Here is a 21769-nt window from a genome sequence, read left to right on the forward strand (position 1 = left end):
TAAGGTTATGGGGTACCTGCGGCCTTAAAATAACACCCAGACAACATCACAGAAATGTACCTGGATCATAATTGAAACAAAAAGGTTAAAAAGTTTGAGCTGGCTCGCACAAACCAGCACTTTTTAAAGTTTTGTAATCAGTTTGGGGTAGCTACTTTTCTTCCAGGTAACTCTCTTCGAAGATTTCAATAGGGAGTGGGCGAGCAAAAAGGAAGCCCTGGGCAATACCAACGCCCGCTTTTGCCAGCCAGTCGCGTTGTGCTTCAGTCTCCACGCCTTCGGCAATCATTTGTAAGTTCAGGCTTTGCGCCAACATGATAATTGCAGCAATCATGCTGCTATCTTCCGGCAAGCCTTCAACAAACATTTTGTCGATTTTTAACACGTCGATTGGCAACGATTTCATATGCTGCAGCTGACGCAGCCCTGCGTAGCCCATGCCGAAATCATCCAGCGCCACCCGAACGCCGGCATTACGCAACGGGCGGAGGATTGCCACCGCTGCATGAGGGTCGTCAATACGTCGGCTTTCTGTCACTTCCAGAATCAGTGTTCCCGGCTGAATGCGATAGCGGGTTAACAGTTCCAGCATATCCGCTACCATATTCGGGTGCATCAGTTGCAGCGCTGAGAGGTTTACCGACAAGGGCAACATAATGCCGCGCTCTTGCCAGGCAGCCAGCAGTCGACAGGACTCTTCCAGCACCCAGTGACCGACGGTAACCATCAGCCCACAGCACTCAATGCGATCGATTAAGCCATCCGGCAGATCCCAACTGCCATCCGGTTGCTGGATACGCAGTAACACTTCCGCACTGACCAGTTTACCGCTGGTCATCTCGACCTGTGGCTGTAACCAAATCGCAAACTGATGATTTTCCAGTGCATTAAGGATATCGCTCTCTTCCGTCAACCGCTGTTGGGCGGCTTCCATCTGCTGCGGATCAAAGAACTGAATCTGATTCTTACCTTTATGGTGAGCGGTAAATGCCGCAGAAATAGCGCGACTGTAAAGCTGTTCGGCGGTGAGATCGCCGTAGAACATCGCCACGCCAATGCTACAGTGCGGACGAAGTTGAATACGTTCAATCGGCAGGCGCTCGCTCATGATAGTGAGCACTTGCTGACCTAAAGTAATAGCATGCCACGGTTCCTGTACACCGTTGGCAATGACAGCAAAGTCATAACCACTAATTTGCGCGAGGATCATACGTGGCGACAGTACCGATTTGAGTTTTTCCACCAGCGTCAGCAGCAGAATTTCTCGTTGCGCCTCTTTCAGCACGCCCGCAGTATCACGCAGGGTTTCACAGGTGATAATCATCAGCGCGGTGGTTTGTTTACGCGCGACAACCTGCTCCAGCATCTCCATCAGCAAGGCTTTGTTCGGCAAATCCGACACCGGGAAGCGCATCGCATTTTCGTTCTGTTCTTCATAATGGCGCTGCAGCAATTGCTGGTTGAGGTTGTAACTGCGCACCAGCATACCGATTTCATCGTCCTGATGCAGACGTGGTAATGCCAGTTGGTGACCAACAAGCTCCTGGGCTGGGATGGCGTTAAGTTCACGAGCAATATTGCGTAACGGATGCAAAATCAGGCGGTTAATGCACCAGCTAATCGCCACCGTCAATATTAACGACAAAAGTAAGTAAATGGTCACTAACGTTGAGAGGGTGCTCATCACGAACTTATACATGCGGAAGGAATCCGCCTGTAGCACCAGATAGGCAATTGGCTGCGGGTTTGCCGGACGTTCCAGCGAGTAAACGCCCAGCGAGATTTGCACCGGTAGCTCAAACATGCGAGTAACCATTACCGGCACCGGACGCTCTGGAATAAAACTTTTACGCAGCGCCTGGAACTGGTTAGGCAGCACCACATCGGCACGGCTGACCACGCCTGCCGGTTTAATGCTGGCAAGAATAGCTTCCGCTTCGGGAATATCGCCTTTCAAAATGGCAGAAGATAAGGGTTCGCGGACAGAGCGAGCAATGCTTTCCAGTTGCGTAGCCGTGTTATAGCGATTCTGCTGGACCAGATGGAACAGCAAAACGGTGCAAAAAATAAAAACGAACACCAGGACAACGGCTGCCACCATTGCCATCTGCTTGATTGTTAACGAGCGACTTACGCGCAAATTGTCTCCCCCCGGAAATCCCAGATTGCCGCCCGAGTATACCCGATCGCAGCGGCATTAAGAGAGGCGCTATCTGAAAACTTACCAGTCGGCGTAAGGTATCAGCGGCTGCGGCGGTAAATCCATGTCACCCTGCCATCCGGCGGCGGAATAACGTACGTAGAGCAGGAAATGGCTGGGCGCGTAATCTTTCGCCTGCTGGATATCAATTGCCGTACCGACAAACCAGTTGGATGTGACGCGACGCTCAAGTAATGCCCGCGCCGTATAGCCAAAGCCCTGACTGCTGCCGCCATCGTTGGATTGCCGCGCAGCTTCTTCCTGCCAGTCAGTCGGGATCAGATTCATCAGCGGATACCGCGGCATGGTTTTGGTGCGCGAATGCGACCACGAACCAGACGCCCCCAGCTCCCACGACCAGTTTTCTGTCCGCTCACGCCACATCACCGGAATGGCAAACGACAGGTATTCCTGCGGGCTGTAGTAACCGCCCTGACCGAGTGAGTACCCACTCAGGTCTTTGTCGTAATGCCAGATCATGTTGTTCAGGCCGATTGTCACGCGGCGATTGTTCTGGTTGATGACCTTATAGTAATAGCCCGTCATCCAGCGCACACGCCAGTTATCTTCAACATTTTTACCGGTTAACTGGTCGCCGCTAAGCGATGCCCAGACGCCGTTTGCTTCACCTTTATCGTAGCTCAGGCTTAGTCCTACGCCATCAGCACGCACGCCACCCCATTTTTTCCCGGTATTGCTCGGGGAGTCTTTTTGCCCGCCAAAGGCCAGCAAAGAACTGGAAATGGGCCGACGATGGGCGTTAACGGTGTAACCCAGCGGCCCGATATCATCACTGTAACTGATGCCGCCGACCACATCCACCACGTTGAAGCCCATCGGCGTGGTGCCGATATCCCAGCTCCAGACGTCATTTCGCCAGCCGACCGCCACGCTGGCACCGGAATCCGACTGGCTGCGGTTGCCGCTACAGTCCTGTAATGTACAGGTGCCCCAGTTGTCATCCCATTTGCCATCGGCATTAGTGGAGAAACTGCCGACGTTCATATTGACGAAATCACTGCGAAAGAACATCCGCCCGTCAGAATACGGTGCGTCCACCTGCAACATGGTGGTGTGCGCTTTCAGATCGGAGTAACCACCGGTGCCGCTCGACCCCCAGTAATCGTGCTCGAGGGTGACGTTAAGATCCTGCTGGCGATAGAGGTCCGCTGCATCGCTGCGCACGCCGCGTTTCAGCCAGTCATCTTTCTCGTCGTTACGGGTCAGCCGGGTAAAGGTGTCGTTATCCTGCGGACGCGTCGTGGTCACACCGGATGCGACCATCGCGTCTTTGTAGGTTTCCAGCGCCTGCTTTGGATCGCCCGCCTGCGCTTCAAACTTCGCACCGTCGCGCAGCACCATCGCACTTTCCATCGACGGCGGCTGAGATTTTGCCTGCGGGATCAGCTTGTTAAATGTCTGCTGCGCCGCTGCGGTATCGCCAAGCTGCGCCTGCGCCAGCGCCACGCGCCGCTGTGTGTTCAGGGAGGCGTTATCGGTGGCAGGCAGTTTCGCCAGTTGGCTACGTGCCGCCGCTTTGTCACCGGCAGCGATATCCACTTCCGTCAGGCCAAGAATGGCATCAGCGTTAGTTGGCTCCCGCGTCAGGACATTCTGATATGCAGCACGGGCAGCAGCGTAATCACGTCGTTGTTGCGCCCAGTCAGCCAGCGTCAGATCAATACGCGAGGAAGGCGGTTGCTGGCGCAGCATCGCTTCTGCTTCTGCCTCTTTACCGTTTTCTCGCAGGCGATTAGCGGTTTCCAGCACCTGGTCGCTTTGCAGCCGATTAACCAGCTCCTGAATATTGCTGTTCCATTGCGCGCGCGGCAGGCTGTTGATATGCGCCAGTGCCGCTCTGTCCTGGTCATGACCAGAGAGATACAGCCCGTAAGCGTAAACCTGCTCCGGGTCGTTCGGCTTCTGCTGTGCCAGATTGCGCATTAATGTATCAGCCTGGCTGCGTTGTCCGGCCTGCCAGAGATCCTGCGAAAGTCGGTAAGTAATCCACACGCTGCCGGGGTCCAGTGCCAGTCGTTGCCGCTGAAGTGCTGCTGCCTGCGCCCATTTGCCCTGGTTTTCCAGTGCCTCTGCCTGCTGTGCCAGACGATCGTTTTGCAGGCTACGTTCGATATCATCAATGCTGCGCCGCTGGCTGGCAGAGAGCGAGGCGATATACGCTTCGGCTTTTTCTGGCGACTGCTGGCGGTAAATATTCGCCAGCCCGCGCACGGCGTTAGTGTTGCCGCTGTCCATACGCAAGGTCTGCTGGTAATAGCGTTCGGCGGCAGGGTAATCTTTGCGCGCCATCGCCACATCGCCCAGCCCAAGCACTGCATAGCTGTCAGTATTATCAACGTTACGCGCCTGCTGGAACAGGCGTTCTGCCCGGTCAGGATTATTGGCTTTCAGCGCGGCATCACCCTGCTGGATCGCCAGCCAGTAGCGGTTTACTTTCAGCAGACTGTTCCATTTGTCGTTGTTGCTGCTGTGCGAGTCCAGTGCGAGAGCTTTTTCCAGATTCGCCACCGCATTGGCGCGATCGCCTTTCTGAGAATACGCCTGGCCCAGCGCCCCCAGTGCCTCACTGTCTTTCGGGTTCGCCCGCACTGCCTGTTGTAGTTCGGGAATGGCTTTACCCGCCATGCCAGAGTCCACTGCCGCTAAACCTTGCGCACGAGCGCGGAAAGCAGGATCGGCCAGTTGTTTTTGCTGTTCTGCCAGTTGCGATTGCGCAGCAGCTACGCTATCGCCATCACTAAAGATCGAGAGATATTTTTTCAGCGCCTGCACACTGGCATCGCTGACAGGCATGTCTTTAATCTGCCCGTACCAGATTTTAGAGGCTCCCTCGCGCCCGGCGTTCGATTTCGCCATCTGCTCCAGTACAGCAAAACCTTCATCACGCCGATCGCTACTAAACAGCAATAGCGCCAGATTGTTTTGCAGGCCCGTATTGCCCGGCGTATCCGCATTAATGCGTTTTAGCTGATTAATCGCTTCGCCACGGCGAGCCGGAATTTTCGCCACCGTACTCCAGTACTCGACGGCAATGTCACCTTCCGGCGGCGCACCGTTGAACAGCTTGTTGTAACTCGCCACAGCTTCTTCTGCATGACCGGTAGTCGCCTGCAATCTTGCCTGTTGCAGTGCCTGACGACCATCCGGCGTAGAAAGTAACATTGTGGTCCGCGACGATTTATACGCATTTGAACTCGGCGCTAACTGCGACAGCCGATCGAGCTGTTTTTGCGCACCATCAATATCGCCCTGGCGTAACAGAGAACGGAAACGGGCGGCAACGACGTCCGGGTTATTCGGATCAATAAGTTCCAGCCGATACAACGACTGTTGCACCAGGTCTTCACGATGGGTCGCTTCGCCTAACCGAACTTGCTCCAGCAACTGTTGCTGAGCGGTTGGTGCTGCCTCGACCATCGGCATGACGGCCAGACCGAGGGAAAGCGTGAATATGTTTAGTGTGAATTTGCGCATTCCTGGCCCCAGTCAGGTAATAACTCACCTTTTGTCGAGAAGCGGAAACGGTGTTGATCCCAGCCTTGTCCAAACAGGGTCAGCACATAGTTGTAATAGGCATCGCTGCCGGGAAAGTTATCGGCCACGCGCTGGCGCTGAACGGCCTGTGCATCGCGGTTTTGTAAAAAGGGCAGCATGGCGGCAGAAAAACCGACCGGTCCTTTACCCTGCGCTTTCCCCGTAGCCACATCGACTTTTTCCGGCGGATAGCCGTTTTTCTCGGTGAATGTCGCCATCGGTTTAAACCGGTTGAGCATCCGCGCTTTTTGCGGATCGCTGTCAGGCATCATGCCTACCCACATGTAAACACGGATAGCGTCGTAGCTGCTGATCAATGTTTTTTCGGCTTTTAGCTGCCAGCCTTTGTCTTTCTCATAGCGCACCCAGTCTGGCGAAAAGCCTTTCGGGGCGGTTTCCAGCAATAAACGTTGATTGGTTTCGCGCAGCGTAGTCCACGGCGCGCCAAAGCGGGTGAAATACTGCGCCAGCGTCGGCGGCAGGTAGCTGGGGTTAAAACGCCAGCTGTTATCCTCAGCAAATCCCACTTTGCCCGGCAACAACATGGAACCCAGCCCAGGCACCGTCACTACTTCCTCCCGCGCAATACGTTTTAACAACGCGCTGCCGATATCCGTATAACGCTGCTCTTTCCACAACCGCCCCGCCTCCAGCAACGACCAGGCCATCCAGACATCACCATCAGAGGCCGAATTGCTGTCCAGCACTTCCCACTTACTGTTCTCTTTCTTGCCCCACAGCCAGGCGGGCAAATGTTCTTTTAAAGAACCCTGAGCGAGATTGTTCTGCGTCCAGTCGAGAATATTATCGAAAGCTGCACGGTCGTTAGCCGCCAGGGCAAAGAACATGCCGTAACTTTGCCCTTCGGAGGTGGTGATTTTGCGCGCGTCGCTGGGGTCGATGACGCGCCCTTCCTGACTGATGTAATCCTTTTTGAACTGCTCCCAGGCAGGCCAGTTGCAGGCTGCCTGAACACTAAAGGCAGCCAGCAGCAGCATCGTCACGAGTCCACTACGCAACACATTCATCTTCAATTACTCGTTATCCGGGTTAAGACGACGACGGCTGATAATACGCAGCAAACGCCACAGTACCCAGGCCAGCAGCACGACGCTGATTGCCGCCAGCACCGCCAGCAGAATCGGATGGTTTGCCAGCGCATACCATAAGCGTTCGAACCACGGCAGATGGCCAACGTAATAGACGTCGCCAACACGCAGGCTATTGATACCGGACTCGCGGATCACCGCGACCGAGCCGAACATGGTGGCGCGTTTGCCGCTATCGTTCACCGCATCGTTAAGCATTTCATAACCGCGTGGGCTATCTGCCAGCAGCGCAATCACGCTACGCTGGTCGTTATACGGCGACTGGAAGCCAATCACCGCTGCCATCGCACCGGAAGAGGTCAGCGTTGATTGAGTTTCTGCCGCGCGATCGCTCTCGTCCGGCACAATGCCGGGGAACGGGGTCTGGCGCATCGGCGTTTTCACCCAGCTTTCGGTCGCCTGCACCAACAGGTCGATCTGCTTGTCGTCTTTCAGTTTGTCCGGGATACCACCGATGATCATGATGTCGGCATCTTTGCCCTGAATGGTGCTGCCATCATCGGTCACCGTCAGGTTAATCGCCGGGAAGCCCGTCTGCGCACCGATAAAGCCAACGGTATTCAGCAAGGTTTCCATCTGTGCTTCGTTAGGCGCTTTCGGCATCACGGTGATGGTTTGTGACAGATCCGCCATCCGGCTGAACGGGAAGCCCGCGTTAGCAAAGGCGCGTAGATCCGGCATCGGGATGAAGTGGTAATACTTCGAGAAGTCGATGGTGGAGTCGTCACCAATCACCACATGATTCTGCACCGGCTGGAAGGTAATACAGTTATCCACCGAACCGCCCGGCATCGGGTTCATATACTCAAAGTCGAACCGCAACTGGTTGGTCGCGCCCAGTTTCAGCGCCGGAATAGAGACATCCGTTTTGCCATCCAGCAAACCTTGTAATACCGGAATACGCAGCAGCAGGCGGTTCGCCTCCTGTTTACTGCTCAGGTTGAAGGATTGCAGGAACTGGTTATTCAGGCTGATATCCATCCGCGAACTGTCTTTCACCGGCGGCATGGTGTAGCGATAGTTGATATCCATATCAATGCCGGTACTGCGCATCAGGTAGAGATCCGGCGGCAGGTTTAGCGAAACGTTAATCGCTGCTGGCTCAAGACCGCTGGATTGTAACTGTTCTTCATAGGTTTTTAGTTCACCAAAGGTGACCGGGCGATCGGTACGCACCCAGTTCGGCGCATCGTACGGCTTACGCGGTAGCAGCGGTTTTACTTCATTCACTACCACGCTTTCACCACGGAACAGAATGTTACCCTGAGCGATACCTTTTGCTGCCTGCAACAGGTCTTTGTCGTCACGACCAAAGACCACCAGCAGTTTGACGTAAGGATTCTGTGGATGGTTGATCATCTCAATCACCGGGGCTTTTACCGCCGGATGATCGCGCAGGAAGTCCGGGCGTTTGTCATTAGTGGCAAAAACGATGGCATTGCGATCCGGCAGTTGGTTATAGAGCACCGGGAAGTTCTGCCCACGCCAGCCAGAACGCGAACCAAACCACGAGGCGACAATGGCAGATGCTTGTTGCAGCCCAACATCCGGCGCACCCGCAAAGACCATCGGCAAGGTGTTGGTGCGGTTATCACGCGGGTCAAAGAATGGTACCGGGAAGTGTGACAGATCATTCTTCACATTCAGGGTCTGATAGGTCAGATCCAGTCCACTGCTCCGCCCAACATCCAGCCAAAGCGTGGTGCTGGCCGGGTTTTCGCACACGTCCTGATAATGACCGACAAACTCCAGCCGCACACGGTTGAAGTCGGTAATAAACAGTGGGTTAATTGGCATTTGTGCCAGCGTTTTTTTACCCAACTGTTCTTTGGTCACTGGCAGCACGCCCATCAGTTCATCATTGAGATAAACCTTTAACTGCGACTGGACAGGCAGTAACGATGGCGATGGCGTGTATTCGAGGTTGAGCATCGCCTTCGTCACCACTTCATCGCTGCGCATACCAAACTCAATGCTGCCGTTCGGGTTAATGCCACGTAGCACCATGCTGCCCGGCGGTGGCGCAATTTGCGCAAAGGTCAGCTTCACATCACGCGAAGGACCGTTCTGCGCCACGATGGGGGCATTAGCGCCCTGCACGCCCGGCATCACTTGCCCCACCTGCGGATTTTGTTCCGTCTGGGCGGCTACAGCTGGCTCAGCATTGATCAGTGGTTGCGTTGCTGGCGTCGCCTGCGTCATGAAAGAGGGGAACGCACTCATCCCCATAGCCACTGCACAAATCCAGAATAGTTTTCTTTTCATCGCGTTATCATCATTGTTGAGCCAAAACCTGATCCGATGGTTGTGCCGTTTCGCTCCGCGCCGGGCGGCGCGGAATAAACGATACAACCCAGGAAACCAGAGAAGTCAGCACACGGAATATGCCCTTCACCGAAGAAGGCGCAAACTCCGCCAGATGGCGGTAGCCACGGAAGCCGAGCTTCAGAATATCCAGCAGACTTTCCAGCGGCTTATCTTCCGGATAGCTGTCCTGCCAGAGCGCCCATGTATCCGCACGGGCAAACGTACACTGCACAAAATCGATATGTTGCTGGGTGGTGAGCGGCATTAATTTCAGCCCAACTTCATTACCCATCACGCGCGCCACCTGGGCCGGGAAGACGTATTCTTGCTGACCACGTTTAAGCAACAGATTCACTTTCTGCCCTTCCAGAATCTGCGCCTGACCGTTGATCTTGATCCCCAAACCACCGTCGGAGAAATCCTGAACGGTACACGAGAAGAGGTGACCATCTTCACGGGCAATTGCCGCGGGCATCGTCATCTCCACGCGGTGCGATCGGCGAACCTGTTTGCTTTCTACCGATACCGCTACCGCACCACCGAGAATAATCAGGTTGTAGAACACCCACACCATACTGACGATGACAGTGAGCATCTCGGTTGGCGGGCCGTAGAAGTAACGCCAGATACCGACCGCAATACCGACCAGGTTGAGCAATACCAGGAAAATGTAGGGCCGTGAGATCACCCAGTCGACGTACTCTTCTTCCACCAGTCCACCTTTGGCGGTGACGTTAAATTTGCCTTTGTGCGGGTTAATCAGCGCCACCAGCGTCGGTGGTGCGATATACCACGCCAGCACCGTTTCGTAGATTTCACTCCAGAAAGAGTGGCGATATTTGCCCTGGATCTTCGAGTTGGTCAGGCTGGCATGAATCATATGCGGCAGCACGAACAGGGCGATCATCAACGCTGGCGCATAGATGATGTAGGCATGCAGCAGCAGGAACGCCAGCGGCGCAGTCAGGAAGATCAGTCGTGGAATGCCCGACAAGAAGTGGAACATGGCGTTGACGTAGCACAGCCGCTGAGCAAACTTCAGCCCTTTACCGGTGAGCGGGTTATCGAGACGGAAGATTTGCACCATCCCGCGCGCCCAGCGAATACGCTGACCGATATGCGCCGACAGACTTTCGGTCGCCAGCCCCGCCGCCTGCGGAATACGCATATATGCAGAGGTATAGCCACGACGGTGCAAACGCAGAGAAGTATGCGCATCTTCGGTTACCGTTTCGACGGCAATACCGCCAATCTCATCCAGCGGCTTACGGCGAATCACCGCACAGGAACCGCAGAAGAAAGTGGCATCCCACATATCATTGCCGTCCTGCACCAGACCATAAAACAGCGTGCCTTCGTTTGGCGTTTTACGAAAACGCCCGAGGTTGCGTTCAAACGGGTCCGGTGAGAAGAAGTGGTGCGGCGTCTGCATCATCGCCAACTGTTTTTCTTTCAGGAACCAGCCCATGGTCATTTGCAGGAATGAGCGCGTCGGCACGTGGTCGCAGTCGAAAATCGACACGAACTCGCCTTTGGCATATTTCAGCGCATTGTTGATGTTGCCTGCTTTCGCATGTTCATGAGTGGTACGGGCGATATATTTCACCCCCACGTTTTGTGCAAACTGGCGAAACTCTTCCCTGCCGCCGTCATCGAGGATCCAGATGTTCAGCTTGTCTTTCGGCCAGTCGATACCCAGCGAGGCGTAAATCGTATTTTTCACCACGTTGAGATCTTCGTTGTAAGTCGGGACAAAGATATCTACCGACGGCCACAGCGACATATCTTTCGGCAACGGTACCGGCTGACGATTCAGCGGCCATACCACCTGGAAGTAGCCGAGCACCAGCACAATCCACGCGTACGTTTCAGCGAACAGCAGTATAAGCCCGCACACCAGACTGACCGGATCGTCCCAGTTCAGCGTAGAGGTGTAGCGCCACCAGATATAACGGCAAGAAACAGTCAGCGACAGCACAATCAACATCAGCGCCGAGAAGCGTCCCGGCATTCGTCGTACGATCAGTGCTACACCCCATAGCAGCATCAGGAAGATAAACTGCGCCAGCGGGTTAAACGGCTGGGTAACGCAGATTAACGCCAGAATCAGCGAGAAGGTGACGATGATACCGAGGATCAACCGCCGCGCCCCGGCGCTCAAATGGCCGAGTTCTTTTTTCTCATCGAGATGCTGTGTTTTATGGCTAACGCGCTCAGGCAGCTCGTTCATCCATTGATGGTAACGTCCACGAATATTCTGCAGACCTGAAAATGTCCGCCTGCGCGGTTTCGGCGTTTCTTTGCGCGATGTACCGATCAGTAACCAGCATGTTTGAATGAGATAACGGACCGGGTCCAGCGGACGCGGACGCGAGGCGTTGATATGCGGATACAGGTTTTTATGTTCTGCGCGAATACGCTGCCAGCGCGGGTGCTCCAGCGGAATAAAAATCCAGGCCAGGATCAACCAAAAACAGCCGAGCGTCGCGCTGAAAGCCGACGCGCCGTGACGACGATAATCGCGATAACGCCCGATAAGCCGCGCGTTGACCGGCGGGATAAGCAACCACCGGGTCAGGATACTCATGATGCACTCCCGACTGGCGTTTTCAGCCCGGAATAGTTCAACAGGCACCAGTTAGCCAGCGTCAGTATCTCTTCAGCCGCCAGCGCATCACTGCTGTATTCACCGACTGGTTGCTTAGCCGCCAGGCATTGAGCCATCGCTTCATCACGATGAATGAGCATTGGCAGTAATCGGCGCTGGCTTTGCAACCAAAGCTGGTAAATATCGTCCTGAACCTGACTGCCGATACGGAAGTCATTAATCAAAATATGCGCGCCATCCGGCAGCGCCTGCTGATGCAGCCGGATATGGCAGTTGGCATCCACATTGACGATTGCCAGCGAGTGATCGCACAAACTCAGCAACTGGTGGGTTATCTGTGAGGCATCACGCGGTAAGTCGATCAAAATCCACTGGTAACGCCCGCTAGCTTTGAGTTGCTGTAAGCCGGAGCAAATATCGCTCAACCGGGTTTGCCAGTGCTGAGGATTTTCTTGTTCTTCAATGGATAACTGACCAAAAGGCAGCAAATCGAGCTGCGAGGTATAGCGCAACCCGGCGTCACGCCAGTCCTGACCGTCCAGCATGGCTCTGGCCCAGCCCTGACGGTGGGTAAAATCAACGTTAAATGACAGGCGCAACAAATTGTCCGGGCAGGCATCGACCACCAGGACATTTTCTCCCAACATTTGTAATGACCAGGCTAATGCGGCAGTGATGGTTGTTGTCCCCACGCCTCCCCGCACCCCCTGCAATCCCAGTACGGCCATTCACCAATCCCCTACTTTTGTTGCGCAAACTCTGCCAGCAACGGCCAGCGTTTTAATGCCGCGGCCAACTGTTCGCGTTGGGAAATATCGGCATAATCAATATCAGGCAGTGAAAACGCCTGCTTTAACGCCAAAATATCATTCTGGAAGATATAGCCTATCGCGGGATCAGGCAGAGTATCTGGTTCATTGTTATTCATTTGCTTGATCCCTATGAAATAACCGTACCGTTCATGAGACAATTCTAACCGTGAGCATTTCGCCGTTTTATTGTTTACGGCGAGACGGGAATTTGCTCACTTTTTGACTTTCCGTTACGCAACAAAAAAAGTTAAAAACGAAAAGACTAAAATCACACGTCTTGTGACCTGCTAAATTGATTCACATGCTAAATCTGATAAGTTTTAATTTCAATGGTAGGTTTATTTCTTAGCTTTCGCTAGTAAACTGATAATCAGACAAAATGATGACATGAGGGACATTGTGGACCCTGTATTCTCTATCGGTATCTCATCATTATGGGATGAGCTGCGACATATGCCAGCAGGCGGCGTCTGGTGGTTTAACGTCGATCGCCATGAAGATGCTATCAGTCTGGCGAATCAAACAATTGCATCCCAGGCTGAAACCGCACACGTCGCGGTCATTAGCATGGACAGCGATCCGGCGAAAATCTTTCAATTAGATGATTCTCAAGGGCCGGAAAAAATAAAATTATTTTCAATGCTAAATCATGAAAAAGGTCTATACTATTTGGCCCGTGATTTGCAGTGTTCTATTGATCCCAATAATTACCTTTTTATTCTTGTTTGCGCAAATAACGCATGGCAAAACATTCCTGCCGAGCGGCTTCGCTCATGGTTGGATAAAATGAATAAATGGAGCAGGTTAAACCATTGTTCGCTTTTGGTAATTAATCCCGGAAATAATAACGATAAACAATTTTCATTGTTGCTTGAGGAATACCGTTCACTTTTTGGTCTTGCCAGTTTGCGTTTTCAGGGAGACCAACATTTGCTGGATATTGCCTTCTGGTGCAACGAAAAAGGGGTCAGCGCCCGTCAGCAGCTTAGCGTTCAGCAACAAAATGGTATCTGGACATTAGTTCAAAGCGAAGAGGCGGAGATCCAACCACGCAGCGACGAAAAACGCATTCTGAGTAATGTTGCTGTACTGGAAGGTGCGCCGCCGCTATCGGAACACTGGCAACTGTTCAACAATAACGAAATTCTGTTCAATGAAGCCCGTACCGCTCAGGCGGCGACGGTGGTCTTTTCTTTACAGCAAAATGCGCAAATCGAGCCACTGGCCCGCAGCATTCATACTCTGCGTCGCCAGCGCGGTAGTGCGATGAAAATCCTCGTACGGGAAAATACCGCAAGCTTGCGCGCCACCGATGAACGTTTGTTATTGGCCTGCGGTGCAAATATGGTTATCCCGTGGAATGCGCCACTCTCCCGCTGTCTGACGATGATCGAAAGCGTGCAAGGGCAGAAGTTTAGTCGCTATGTGCCGGAAGATATCACTACCTTGCTGTCAATGACCCAGCCGCTCAAACTACGTGGTTTCCAGAAGTGGGATGTGTTCTGTAATGCCGTTAACAACATGATGAATAACCCTCTCTTGCCTGCACATGGTAAAGGCGTTCTGGTTGCCCTACGTCCGGTACCGGGTATCCGCGTTGAGCAAGCCCTGACGCTGTGTCGCCCTAACCGTACCGGCGATATCATGACCATTGGCGGTAATCGGCTGGTGCTGTTTCTCTCATTCTGTCGGATTAACGATCTGGATACCGCGTTGAATCATATTTTCCCATTGCCGACTGGCGACATTTTCTCAAACCGTATGGTCTGGTTTGAAGATGATCAAATCAGTGCCGAGCTGGTGCAGATGCGCCTGCTTGCTCCAGAACAATGGGGCATGCCGCTGCCTTTAACGCAAAGTTCTAAACCGGTCATCAATGCCGAGCACGATGGTCGCCACTGGCGAAGAATACCAGAACCAATGCGACTGTTAGATGATACTGTGGAGCGCTCATCATGATGACCATCAGCGATATCATTGAAATTATTGTCGTTTGCGCACTGATATTTTTCCCGCTGGGCTATCTGGCGCGGCACTCTTTGCGACGCATTCGCGACACCTTACGTTTGTTCTTTGCTAAACCTCGTTATGTTAAACCGGCCGGGACGTTACGCCGCACGGAAAAAGCCAGGGCAACCAAAAAATGACTCAATTTACGCAAAATACCGCCATGCCTTCTTCCCTCTGGCAATACTGGCGCGGCCTTTCCGGCTGGAACTTCTATTTTCTGGTTAAGTTCGGCCTGTTGTGGGCGGGATATCTTAACTTCCATCCGCTCCTCAATCTGGTGTTTGCCGCGTTTCTGCTGATGCCCATTCCGCGCTACAGCCTGCATCGCTTACGCCACTGGATTGCCCTGCCGATCGGCTTTGCTTTGTTCTGGCATGACACCTGGTTGCCTGGCCCGGAAAGCATAATGAGCCAGGGTTCGCAGGTGGCGGGGTTCAGTACCGATTATTTAATCGACCTTGTCACACGCTTTATTAACTGGCAGATGATTGGGGCCATTTTTGTTTTATTAGTGGCCTGGTTATTCCTGTCACAATGGATTCGCATTACCGTTTTTGTGGTTGCCATTCTGCTATGGCTGAACGTACTTACCCTGGCGGGACCAAGTTTCTCCTTGTGGCCTGCCGGTCAACCGACGACCACTGTAACAACGACGGGTGGTAACGCAGCGGCAACCGTTGCGGCGACGGGTGGCGCACCGGTAGTGGGTGATATGCCCGCACAAACTGCACCGCCAACAACGGCGAACCTTAACGCCTGGCTGAATAATTTCTATAACGCGGAGGCGAAACGTAAATCGACCTTCCCGTCTTCGCTGCCCGCTGATGCTCAGCCATTTGAACTACTGGTGATTAATATCTGTTCGCTTTCCTGGTCGGATATTGAAGCCGCCGGGTTGATGTCGCATCCGCTGTGGTCGCATTTCGATATTGAGTTCAAGAACTTTAACTCCGCCACCTCCTACAGTGGCCCGGCGGCGATCCGTTTACTGCGCGCCAGCTGCGGGCAGACTTCGCACACTAATCTGTATCAACCGGCAAATAACGACTGCTATCTGTTTGATAACCTGTCGAAACTGGGCTTTACCCAGCACCTGATGATGGGACATAACGGCCAGTTCGGCGGTTTTTTGAAAGAAGTTCGCGAAAATGGCGGCATGCAGACCGAATTGATGGATCAAACAAATCTGCCGGTTATTTTGCTGGGCTTTGATGGTTCGCCGGTTTATGACGATACCGCCGTGCTTAACCGCTGGCTGGACGTTACCGAAAAAGATAAAAACAGCCGTAGTGCCACGTTCTACAACACGCTTCCACTGCATGACGGCAACCATTATCCGGGCGTCAGCAAAACAGCGGATTACAAAGCGCGAGCGCAGAAATTCTTTGATGAGCTGGACGCCTTCTTTACTGAACTGGAGAAATCGGGTCGTAAAGTGATGGTGGTAGTGGTGCCGGAACACGGTGGCGCGCTGAAGGGCGACAGAATGCAGGTATCTGGCCTACGTGATATCCCTAGCCCGTCTATCACAGACGTCCCCGTTGGGGTGAAATTCTTCGGCATGAAGGCACCACATCAGGGGGCACCGATTGTCATCGACCAACCGAGCAGCTTCCTGGCTATCTCCGATCTGGTGGTTCGCGTTCTTGATGGTAAGATTTTCACCGAAGACAATGTTGACTGGAAAAAACTCACCAGTGGGTTGCCACAAACAGCACCGGTCTCCGAGAACTCAAATGCAGTAGTTATTCAATACCAGGATAAACCGTACGTTCGCCTGAACGGCGGCGACTGGGTGCCTTACCCGCAATAAGAACGAAAAAGGCCGCAGAGTTTCACCCCTGCGGCCTGATCCGGGCGCAAATTGCCATTACGGCAGCCTGACGCCCGTCTGACACGTTACTTCCGCTTATTCAGCCAGTTCACGATCATGCTGGCAAGAATGCCAGCAATGACCGGAGCCGCTAAATCATGCCAGAAGGCCATGCCCAGTTCTGCGAGCGTCATATAGCCGCCTCTGTTGTAATGACAACGTTTCGCGGCTATTCTTGAGTTGTTTGGGTTCAAGATTAGCCCCCGTGATGTTGTCAGGTGCATACCTGCAACGTGCGGGGGTTTTCTCTCTCCAGCAACCAATGCCACCAGGGATTAAGCCCCCGCAACATTGCGCCTCACCGGAACCCTTCCGGCTTGCCGCTGATTCTACGACTGTTTTTCTGTTCCGGAATCCATCACTTCTTCACTCTGTGCTGCGCATTCCGCAGAATATTATCCGCTTGCAACCGTTGCATTTTTCTTACGAAAAAGGCCGCAGAGTTTTATCCCTGCGGCCTGGTCCGGGCGCAAATTGCCATTACGGCAGCCTGACGCCCGTCTGACACGTTACTTCCGCTTATTCAGCCAGTTCACGATCATGCTGGCAAGAATGCCAGCAATGACCGGAGCCGCTAAATCATGCCAGAAGGCCATGCCCAGTTCTGCGAGCGTCATATAGCCGCCTGTGTTGTAATGACAACGTTTCGCGGCTATTCTTGAGTGGTCTAGGTTCAAGATTAGCCCCCGTGATGTTGTCAGGTGAATATCTGCAACGTGCGGGGGTTTTCTCTCTCCAGCAACCAATGCCACCAGGGATTAAGCCCTCGCAACATTGCGCCTCACCGGAACCTTTCCGGCTTGCCGCTGCTTTTACGATTGCTTTTTACCGTCAGCACCCGGCAATCTTCCTCATTGCGTGATGCCTTCCAGCTTAATTTCTTTATTTGCAATAGTTGCAGTTCATATCCGGGCTGACTCCAGACTGGTAGTGAAATGCGCAATTTTGTAGAATTGCGCCTCCTCGCGACCTCCCCAGTGAATCTGTTGCCTCATTTTTTACATACTGCGTATTCGACTTCTCCACCTGTTGCGCAAGAGAAACTGGGTTTATTCATTTTTGCGAGGCCGACTTCTTTCTGGACAGGACTTTATGCAGCACAACACACTACCGAAACACGATCAGAAAATGCCGTTTACACGCTACGACTTCGGCTGGGTTTTATTATGCATAGGCATGGCGATTGGTGCCGGAACCGTGCTGATGCCAGTACAAATTGGCTTGAAGGGAATTTGGGTATTTATTACCGCAGCGATCATTGCTTATCCTGCCACCTGGGTAGTGCAGGACATTTATTTAAAAACCCTTTCTGAAAGCGATTCCTGTAATGACTACACCGATATTATCAGTCATTACCTGGGGAAGAACTGGGGAATTTTCCTCGGGGTTATCTACTTTTTGATGATTATCCACGGGATTTTTATCTACTCTCTCTCCGTGGTTTTCGACAGCGCCTCGTACCTGAAAACCTTCGGTTTAACCGATGCCGATCTTTCACAATCTCTACTTTATAAAGTCGCCATTTTCGCCGTACTGGTGGCAATTGCGTCTGGTGGTGAACGATTACTGTTTAAGATTTCCGGGCCAATGGTGGTGGTCAAAGTAGGGATTATCGTCGTGTTCGGTTTTGCGATGATCCCGCACTGGAATTTCGCCAATATAACCGCCTTCCCGCAAGCCTCCGTCTTTTTCCGCGATGTCCTGCTTACCATTCCCTTTTGCTTCTTTTCTGCGGTATTTATTCAGGTACTTAACCCAATGAATATTGCCTATCGTAAACGGGAAGCGGATAAAGTACTGGCAACCCGGCTCGCGCTGCGCACCCACCGAATTAGTTATGTCACGCTCATCGCGGTGATCCTGTTTTTTGCCTTTTCGTTTACCTTCTCAATTAGCCACGAAGAAGCCGTTTCTGCCTTTGAACAAAATATCTCGGCACTGGCACTGGCCGCGCAGGTGATCCCTGGGCATATCATTCATATCACCTCTACGGTGCTGAATATCTTTGCCGTACTGACCGCATTCTTTGGCATTTATCTCGGTTTCCACGAGGCCATTAAAGGCATTATTCTCAATCTGTTAAGCCGAATTATTGATACCAAGAAAATTAACTCACGCATGCTGACTCTGGCGATCTGCGCTTTTATCGTCATTACGTTGACGATTTGGGTTTCGTTTCGTGTATCGGTGCTGGTGTTCTTTCAGTTGGGAAGCCCGTTATATGGCATTGTGTCGTGCCTCATTCCATTTTTCCTGATCTATAAAGTCTCACAACTGGAAAAACTTCGCGGGTTTAAAGCCTGGATGATTCTGCTGTACGGCATTTTGTTATGCTTGTCGCCACTGTTGAAGCTGATTGAGTAAACCGGAGCGCATGGCCCCGGTTTTGTGAGTTACCGCTGCGGATTTTCATCCTGATCAACAGCAAAACAAGCTACCAGTTGACCGCCGTAGTCTTTTAGCTGCGGCTGCAACTGGGTGCAGGGGCCGAAGCGCCGACGACAGCGGGCGTTAAACGCGCAGCCCGGCGGTGGATTGAGCGGGCTTGGCAGTTCACCGGTGAGCTTGATGCGCTCGCGGCGATCGTCCGGGTTCAGGCGCGGCGTCGCGGAGAGTAGCGCCTGGGTGTACGGATGACGCGGGTTATTGAAGATTTGGTCCTTCGTTCCCTTCTCCACGCAGCGGCCCAGGTACATCACCATCACTTCATCAGCAATGTGCTCCACCACCGACAGGTCGTGCGAGATAAAGACATAAGACAGCCCCAACTCCTGCTGCAAATCCATCATCAGATTCAGCACCTGCGCACGCACTGAAACGTCCAGCGCGGAAACCGGTTCATCGGCAATCACCACATCCGGGTCGAGCATCAGACCACGGGCAATGGCGATACGCTGACGCTGACCGCCGGAGAACATATGCGGGTAGCGGTCGTAATGCTCGGTTTTTAGGCCAACTTTTGCCATCATCGACAACGCTTTTTCCCGACGCTGTTCTTTGCTTAAACTGGTGTTGATCAGCAGCGGCTCTTCGAGAATTTGCCCGACTTTTTTACGCGGATTCAGCGAGCCATAGGGATTCTGAAAGACGATCTGGATTTTCTGCCGACGCAACTTCTGCGCCTGCGGATCGTGCTTGAGCAGATCCTGCCCCTGGTAATACAGTTCGCCGCCGGTAGGTGTTTCGATCATCGTCAGCAGCCGACCGAGGGTCGATTTACCGCAGCCAGATTCACCTACTACCGCCAGCGTTTTGCCACGTTCAAGGTTGAACGAAACGCCATCCAGCGCTTTAACCAGACGTTCCGGCGCGAACATGCCTTTCTTCACCGGATAATGTTTTTTCAGGTCGATCGCCTGCAACAGCGGTTGTTGCAGGGTGGCCTCTTGCGTACTCATAGTGTGGGCCTCCCGGCATCATCAAGTGGGTAATGGCATTTGGACTGACGCCCGTCAGCGAGCATATTCAGCGCCGGTTCTTCAGCACGGCATCTGTCAGTGGCATAGGGGCAACGCGGGTTAAGCAGGCAGCCATTCGGTCGGTCGTATTTGCCAGGAACGACGCCAGGCAATGACGCCAGACGTTCTTTGTCCTGGGCAAATTCCGGCAGCGCGCGCAGCAATGCCTGAGTATACGGATGACGCGGTGCATGGAAGATGGCGTGGGCATCGCCCGTTTCCACCACCTGGCCTGCATACATGACGATGATTTTATGCGCCGCTTCCGCCACCAGCGCCAGGTCATGGGTAATCAACACCAGCGCCATGTTCTCTTTCTGCTGCAGCTCCAGCAGCAGTTCGATGATTTGTGCCTGAATGGTCACGTCCAGCGCGGTGGTCGGCTCATCAGCAATCAGCAGTTTTGGCCGACAGGCAATCGCCATGGCGATCATCACACGCTGGCTCATGCCGCCAGAAAGCTGATGCGGGTAAACATCCAGACGCGATGCCGGATCGGGAATACCGACCTGATTCAGCAGATCAATCGCCCGCTGACGGCGAGTGCTCTTATTACCGCCCTGATGCACTTTAATTGCTTCCATAATCTGGAAACCTACGGTGTAACACGGGTTGAGGCTGGTCATCGGGTCCTGAAAGATCATCGCCACTTCGGCACCCACCAGGTTGCGGCGCTCTTTTTCCGAGATACGCTGCAAATCCTGGCCGTTAAACTCCAGCTTTTCTGCCATCACGCGGCCCGGATAATCAATCAGCCCCATAATCGCCAGTGAACTGACCGACTTACCGGAGCCAGACTCACCCACAATTCCGACCACTTCGCCCTGTTTTACGCTGTAGCTGATACGGTCTACGGCGCGGAACGGTGCGCTTTCGTCGCCGAAATGCACCGATAATTTATCTACATTTAATAACGCCATCTCGAACCTCTTACTGCTTCAGTTTGGGATCGAGCGCGTCACGCAGACCGTCACCCATCAGGTTAAATGCCAGCACCGTCAGCAGGATCGCCAGACCGGGGAAGGTTACGACCCACCAGGCGCTTTGCGCGAACTGCAACACATCGGAGAGCATGGTGCCCCACTCCGGTGTTGGCGGCTGCGCTCCCATGCCGAGGAAACCAAGAGCAGCCATATCGAGAATGGCGTTAGAGAAACCGAGCGACGCCTGAACAATCAGCGGCGCAAGGCAGTTCGGGAAGATGTTAATAAACATCTGACGCATCGCCCCGGCCCCCGCCACGCGAGACGCGGTGACGTAATCGCGATTCACCTCCACCAGCACGGCGGCGCGGGTTAAGCGCACATAGTGCGGCAGCGCAACGAAGGTTAGCGCCAGCGCGGCGTTACCAATCGACGGGCCGAAAATCGCCACCAGCACCAGCGCCAGCAGCAGACTTGGCAGCGCCAGCATGATATCGACCACGCGCATGATGATGTTATCGACCAGGCCGCCAAAGTAACCAGCGATCAGGCCGAGAATAACGCCCATAATCAGCGATAACACCACTACCAGACAGCCAACCAGCAGCGACAAGCGCGCGCCGTACATCAGCCGCGACAGCACATCACGACCTACGTCATCGGTGCCCAGCAAGTGCGCCATACTGCCGCCTTCTTGCCAGGCTGGCGGGGCGAGCAGTGCATCGCGGAACTGTTCCGCTGGGTTATAGGGTGCAATCCAGTTGGCAAAGATCGCGATAAACAGCACGATGACGACGTAAACCAGCCCGACAACCGCGCCTTTGTTGCGTTTAAAATAGTGCCAGAACTCCTGTAACGGGGTCATCGGCACCGGTGCGCTAATCACTTTATTTTCAGTAACCTGTGACATGATG

The 21769-nt window shown here is 53.4% G+C and carries 16 protein-coding genes; 4 read left to right on the forward strand and 12 right to left on the reverse strand.

The features are described from left to right. Positions 1–151 precede the first annotated feature (151 nt). The 7 genes from hmsP to bcsR form a co-directional block, all read right to left on the reverse strand. The gene (gene hmsP / locus BEB42_RS15420; RefSeq protein ID WP_105267440.1) at positions 152–2140 is read right to left on the reverse strand and encodes a biofilm formation regulator HmsP; all 1989 of its coding nucleotides are present in this window, start codon (positions 2138–2140) and stop codon (positions 152–154) included. An 81-nt stretch (positions 2141–2221) separates the two neighbouring features. After that, positions 2222–5695 (reverse strand): cellulose synthase complex outer membrane protein BcsC, encoded by a 3474-nt coding sequence (gene bcsC, locus BEB42_RS15425; RefSeq protein WP_105267441.1) that lies wholly within the window; start codon positions 5693–5695, stop codon positions 2222–2224. Further along, positions 5677–6783, reverse strand: coding sequence for a cellulose synthase complex periplasmic endoglucanase BcsZ (gene bcsZ / locus BEB42_RS15430; RefSeq protein ID WP_001353587.1), 1107 nt, complete (start codon positions 6781–6783; stop codon positions 5677–5679). The genes bcsC and bcsZ overlap by 19 nt, the downstream gene beginning before the upstream one ends. 6 nt (positions 6784–6789) lie before the next feature. Next, positions 6790–9129, reverse strand: coding sequence for a cellulose biosynthesis cyclic di-GMP-binding regulatory protein BcsB (gene bcsB, locus BEB42_RS15435; protein WP_001353586.1), 2340 nt, complete (start codon positions 9127–9129; stop codon positions 6790–6792). A 10-nt stretch (positions 9130–9139) separates the two neighbouring features. Then, positions 9140–11758, reverse strand: coding sequence for a UDP-forming cellulose synthase catalytic subunit (gene bcsA / locus BEB42_RS15440; protein ID WP_000025853.1), 2619 nt, complete (start codon positions 11756–11758; stop codon positions 9140–9142). Further along, positions 11755–12507, reverse strand: coding sequence for a cellulose biosynthesis protein BcsQ (gene bcsQ, locus BEB42_RS15445; protein ID WP_105267442.1), 753 nt, complete (start codon positions 12505–12507; stop codon positions 11755–11757). The genes bcsA and bcsQ overlap by 4 nt, the downstream gene beginning before the upstream one ends. Positions 12508–12518: 11 nt before the next feature. Beyond that, entirely contained in the window at positions 12519–12707 is a 189-nt protein-coding gene (gene bcsR, locus BEB42_RS15450) for a cellulose biosynthesis protein BcsR (RefSeq protein WP_001063314.1), read from the reverse strand. 271 nt (positions 12708–12978) lie between these two features. On the opposite strand from bcsR, the gene bcsE reads away from it, so the two are divergent. From bcsE to bcsG, 3 genes are read left to right on the forward strand one after another with little or no spacing between them, the layout of a single operon-like run. Then, positions 12979–14550, forward strand: a complete 1572-nt coding sequence (gene bcsE, locus BEB42_RS15455; protein ID WP_001204922.1) for a cellulose biosynthesis c-di-GMP-binding protein BcsE — start codon at positions 12979–12981, stop codon at positions 14548–14550. Then, the gene (gene bcsF / locus BEB42_RS15460; RefSeq protein ID WP_000988308.1) at positions 14547–14738 is read left to right on the forward strand and encodes a cellulose biosynthesis protein BcsF; all 192 of its coding nucleotides are present in this window, start codon (positions 14547–14549) and stop codon (positions 14736–14738) included. The genes bcsE and bcsF overlap by 4 nt, the downstream gene beginning before the upstream one ends. Next, positions 14735–16414 (forward strand): cellulose biosynthesis protein BcsG, encoded by a 1680-nt coding sequence (gene bcsG / locus BEB42_RS15465; protein WP_000191596.1) that lies wholly within the window; start codon positions 14735–14737, stop codon positions 16412–16414. Before bcsF ends, bcsG begins: the two co-directional genes overlap by 4 nt. 86 nt (positions 16415–16500) lie before the next feature. Here bcsG and BEB42_RS15470 read toward each other — a convergent pair whose 3' ends face one another. Both BEB42_RS15470 and BEB42_RS26270 read right to left on the reverse strand, forming a co-directional pair. After that, entirely contained in the window at positions 16501–16608 is a 108-nt protein-coding gene (locus BEB42_RS15470; RefSeq protein ID WP_001295224.1) for a type I toxin-antitoxin system toxin Ldr family protein, read from the reverse strand. Positions 16609–16983: 375 nt separating this feature from the next. After that, positions 16984–17091, reverse strand: coding sequence for a type I toxin-antitoxin system toxin Ldr family protein (locus tag BEB42_RS26270; protein WP_001295224.1), 108 nt, complete (start codon positions 17089–17091; stop codon positions 16984–16986). Between the two features lie 475 nt (positions 17092–17566). On the opposite strand from BEB42_RS26270, the gene BEB42_RS15490 reads away from it, so the two are divergent. Next, positions 17567–18838 (forward strand): aromatic amino acid transport family protein, encoded by a 1272-nt coding sequence (locus BEB42_RS15490; protein ID WP_001353583.1) that lies wholly within the window; start codon positions 17567–17569, stop codon positions 18836–18838. A 29-nt stretch (positions 18839–18867) separates the two neighbouring features. Here the strand turns inward: BEB42_RS15490 and dppF are convergent, their stop codons facing one another. From dppF to dppC, 3 genes are read right to left on the reverse strand one after another with little or no spacing between them, the layout of a single operon-like run. Next, positions 18868–19872 (reverse strand): dipeptide ABC transporter ATP-binding subunit DppF, encoded by a 1005-nt coding sequence (gene dppF / locus BEB42_RS15495; protein ID WP_000107019.1) that lies wholly within the window; start codon positions 19870–19872, stop codon positions 18868–18870. Continuing rightward, positions 19869–20852 carry a dipeptide ABC transporter ATP-binding protein gene (dppD, locus tag BEB42_RS15500; RefSeq protein ID WP_001196486.1) on the reverse strand — a complete coding sequence of 328 codons (984 nt, stop codon included), beginning with the start codon at positions 20850–20852 and terminating at the stop codon, positions 19869–19871. Before dppD ends, dppF begins: the two co-directional genes overlap by 4 nt. A 10-nt stretch (positions 20853–20862) precedes the next feature. Next, positions 20863–21765, reverse strand: coding sequence for a dipeptide ABC transporter permease DppC (gene dppC, locus BEB42_RS15505; RefSeq protein ID WP_000084677.1), 903 nt, complete (start codon positions 21763–21765; stop codon positions 20863–20865). Between the last annotated feature and the right edge of the window lie 4 nt (positions 21766–21769).

This window comes from Escherichia sp. MOD1-EC5990, from assembly GCF_002965285.1.
Lineage (GTDB): Bacteria > Pseudomonadota > Gammaproteobacteria > Enterobacterales > Enterobacteriaceae > Escherichia > Escherichia coli_F.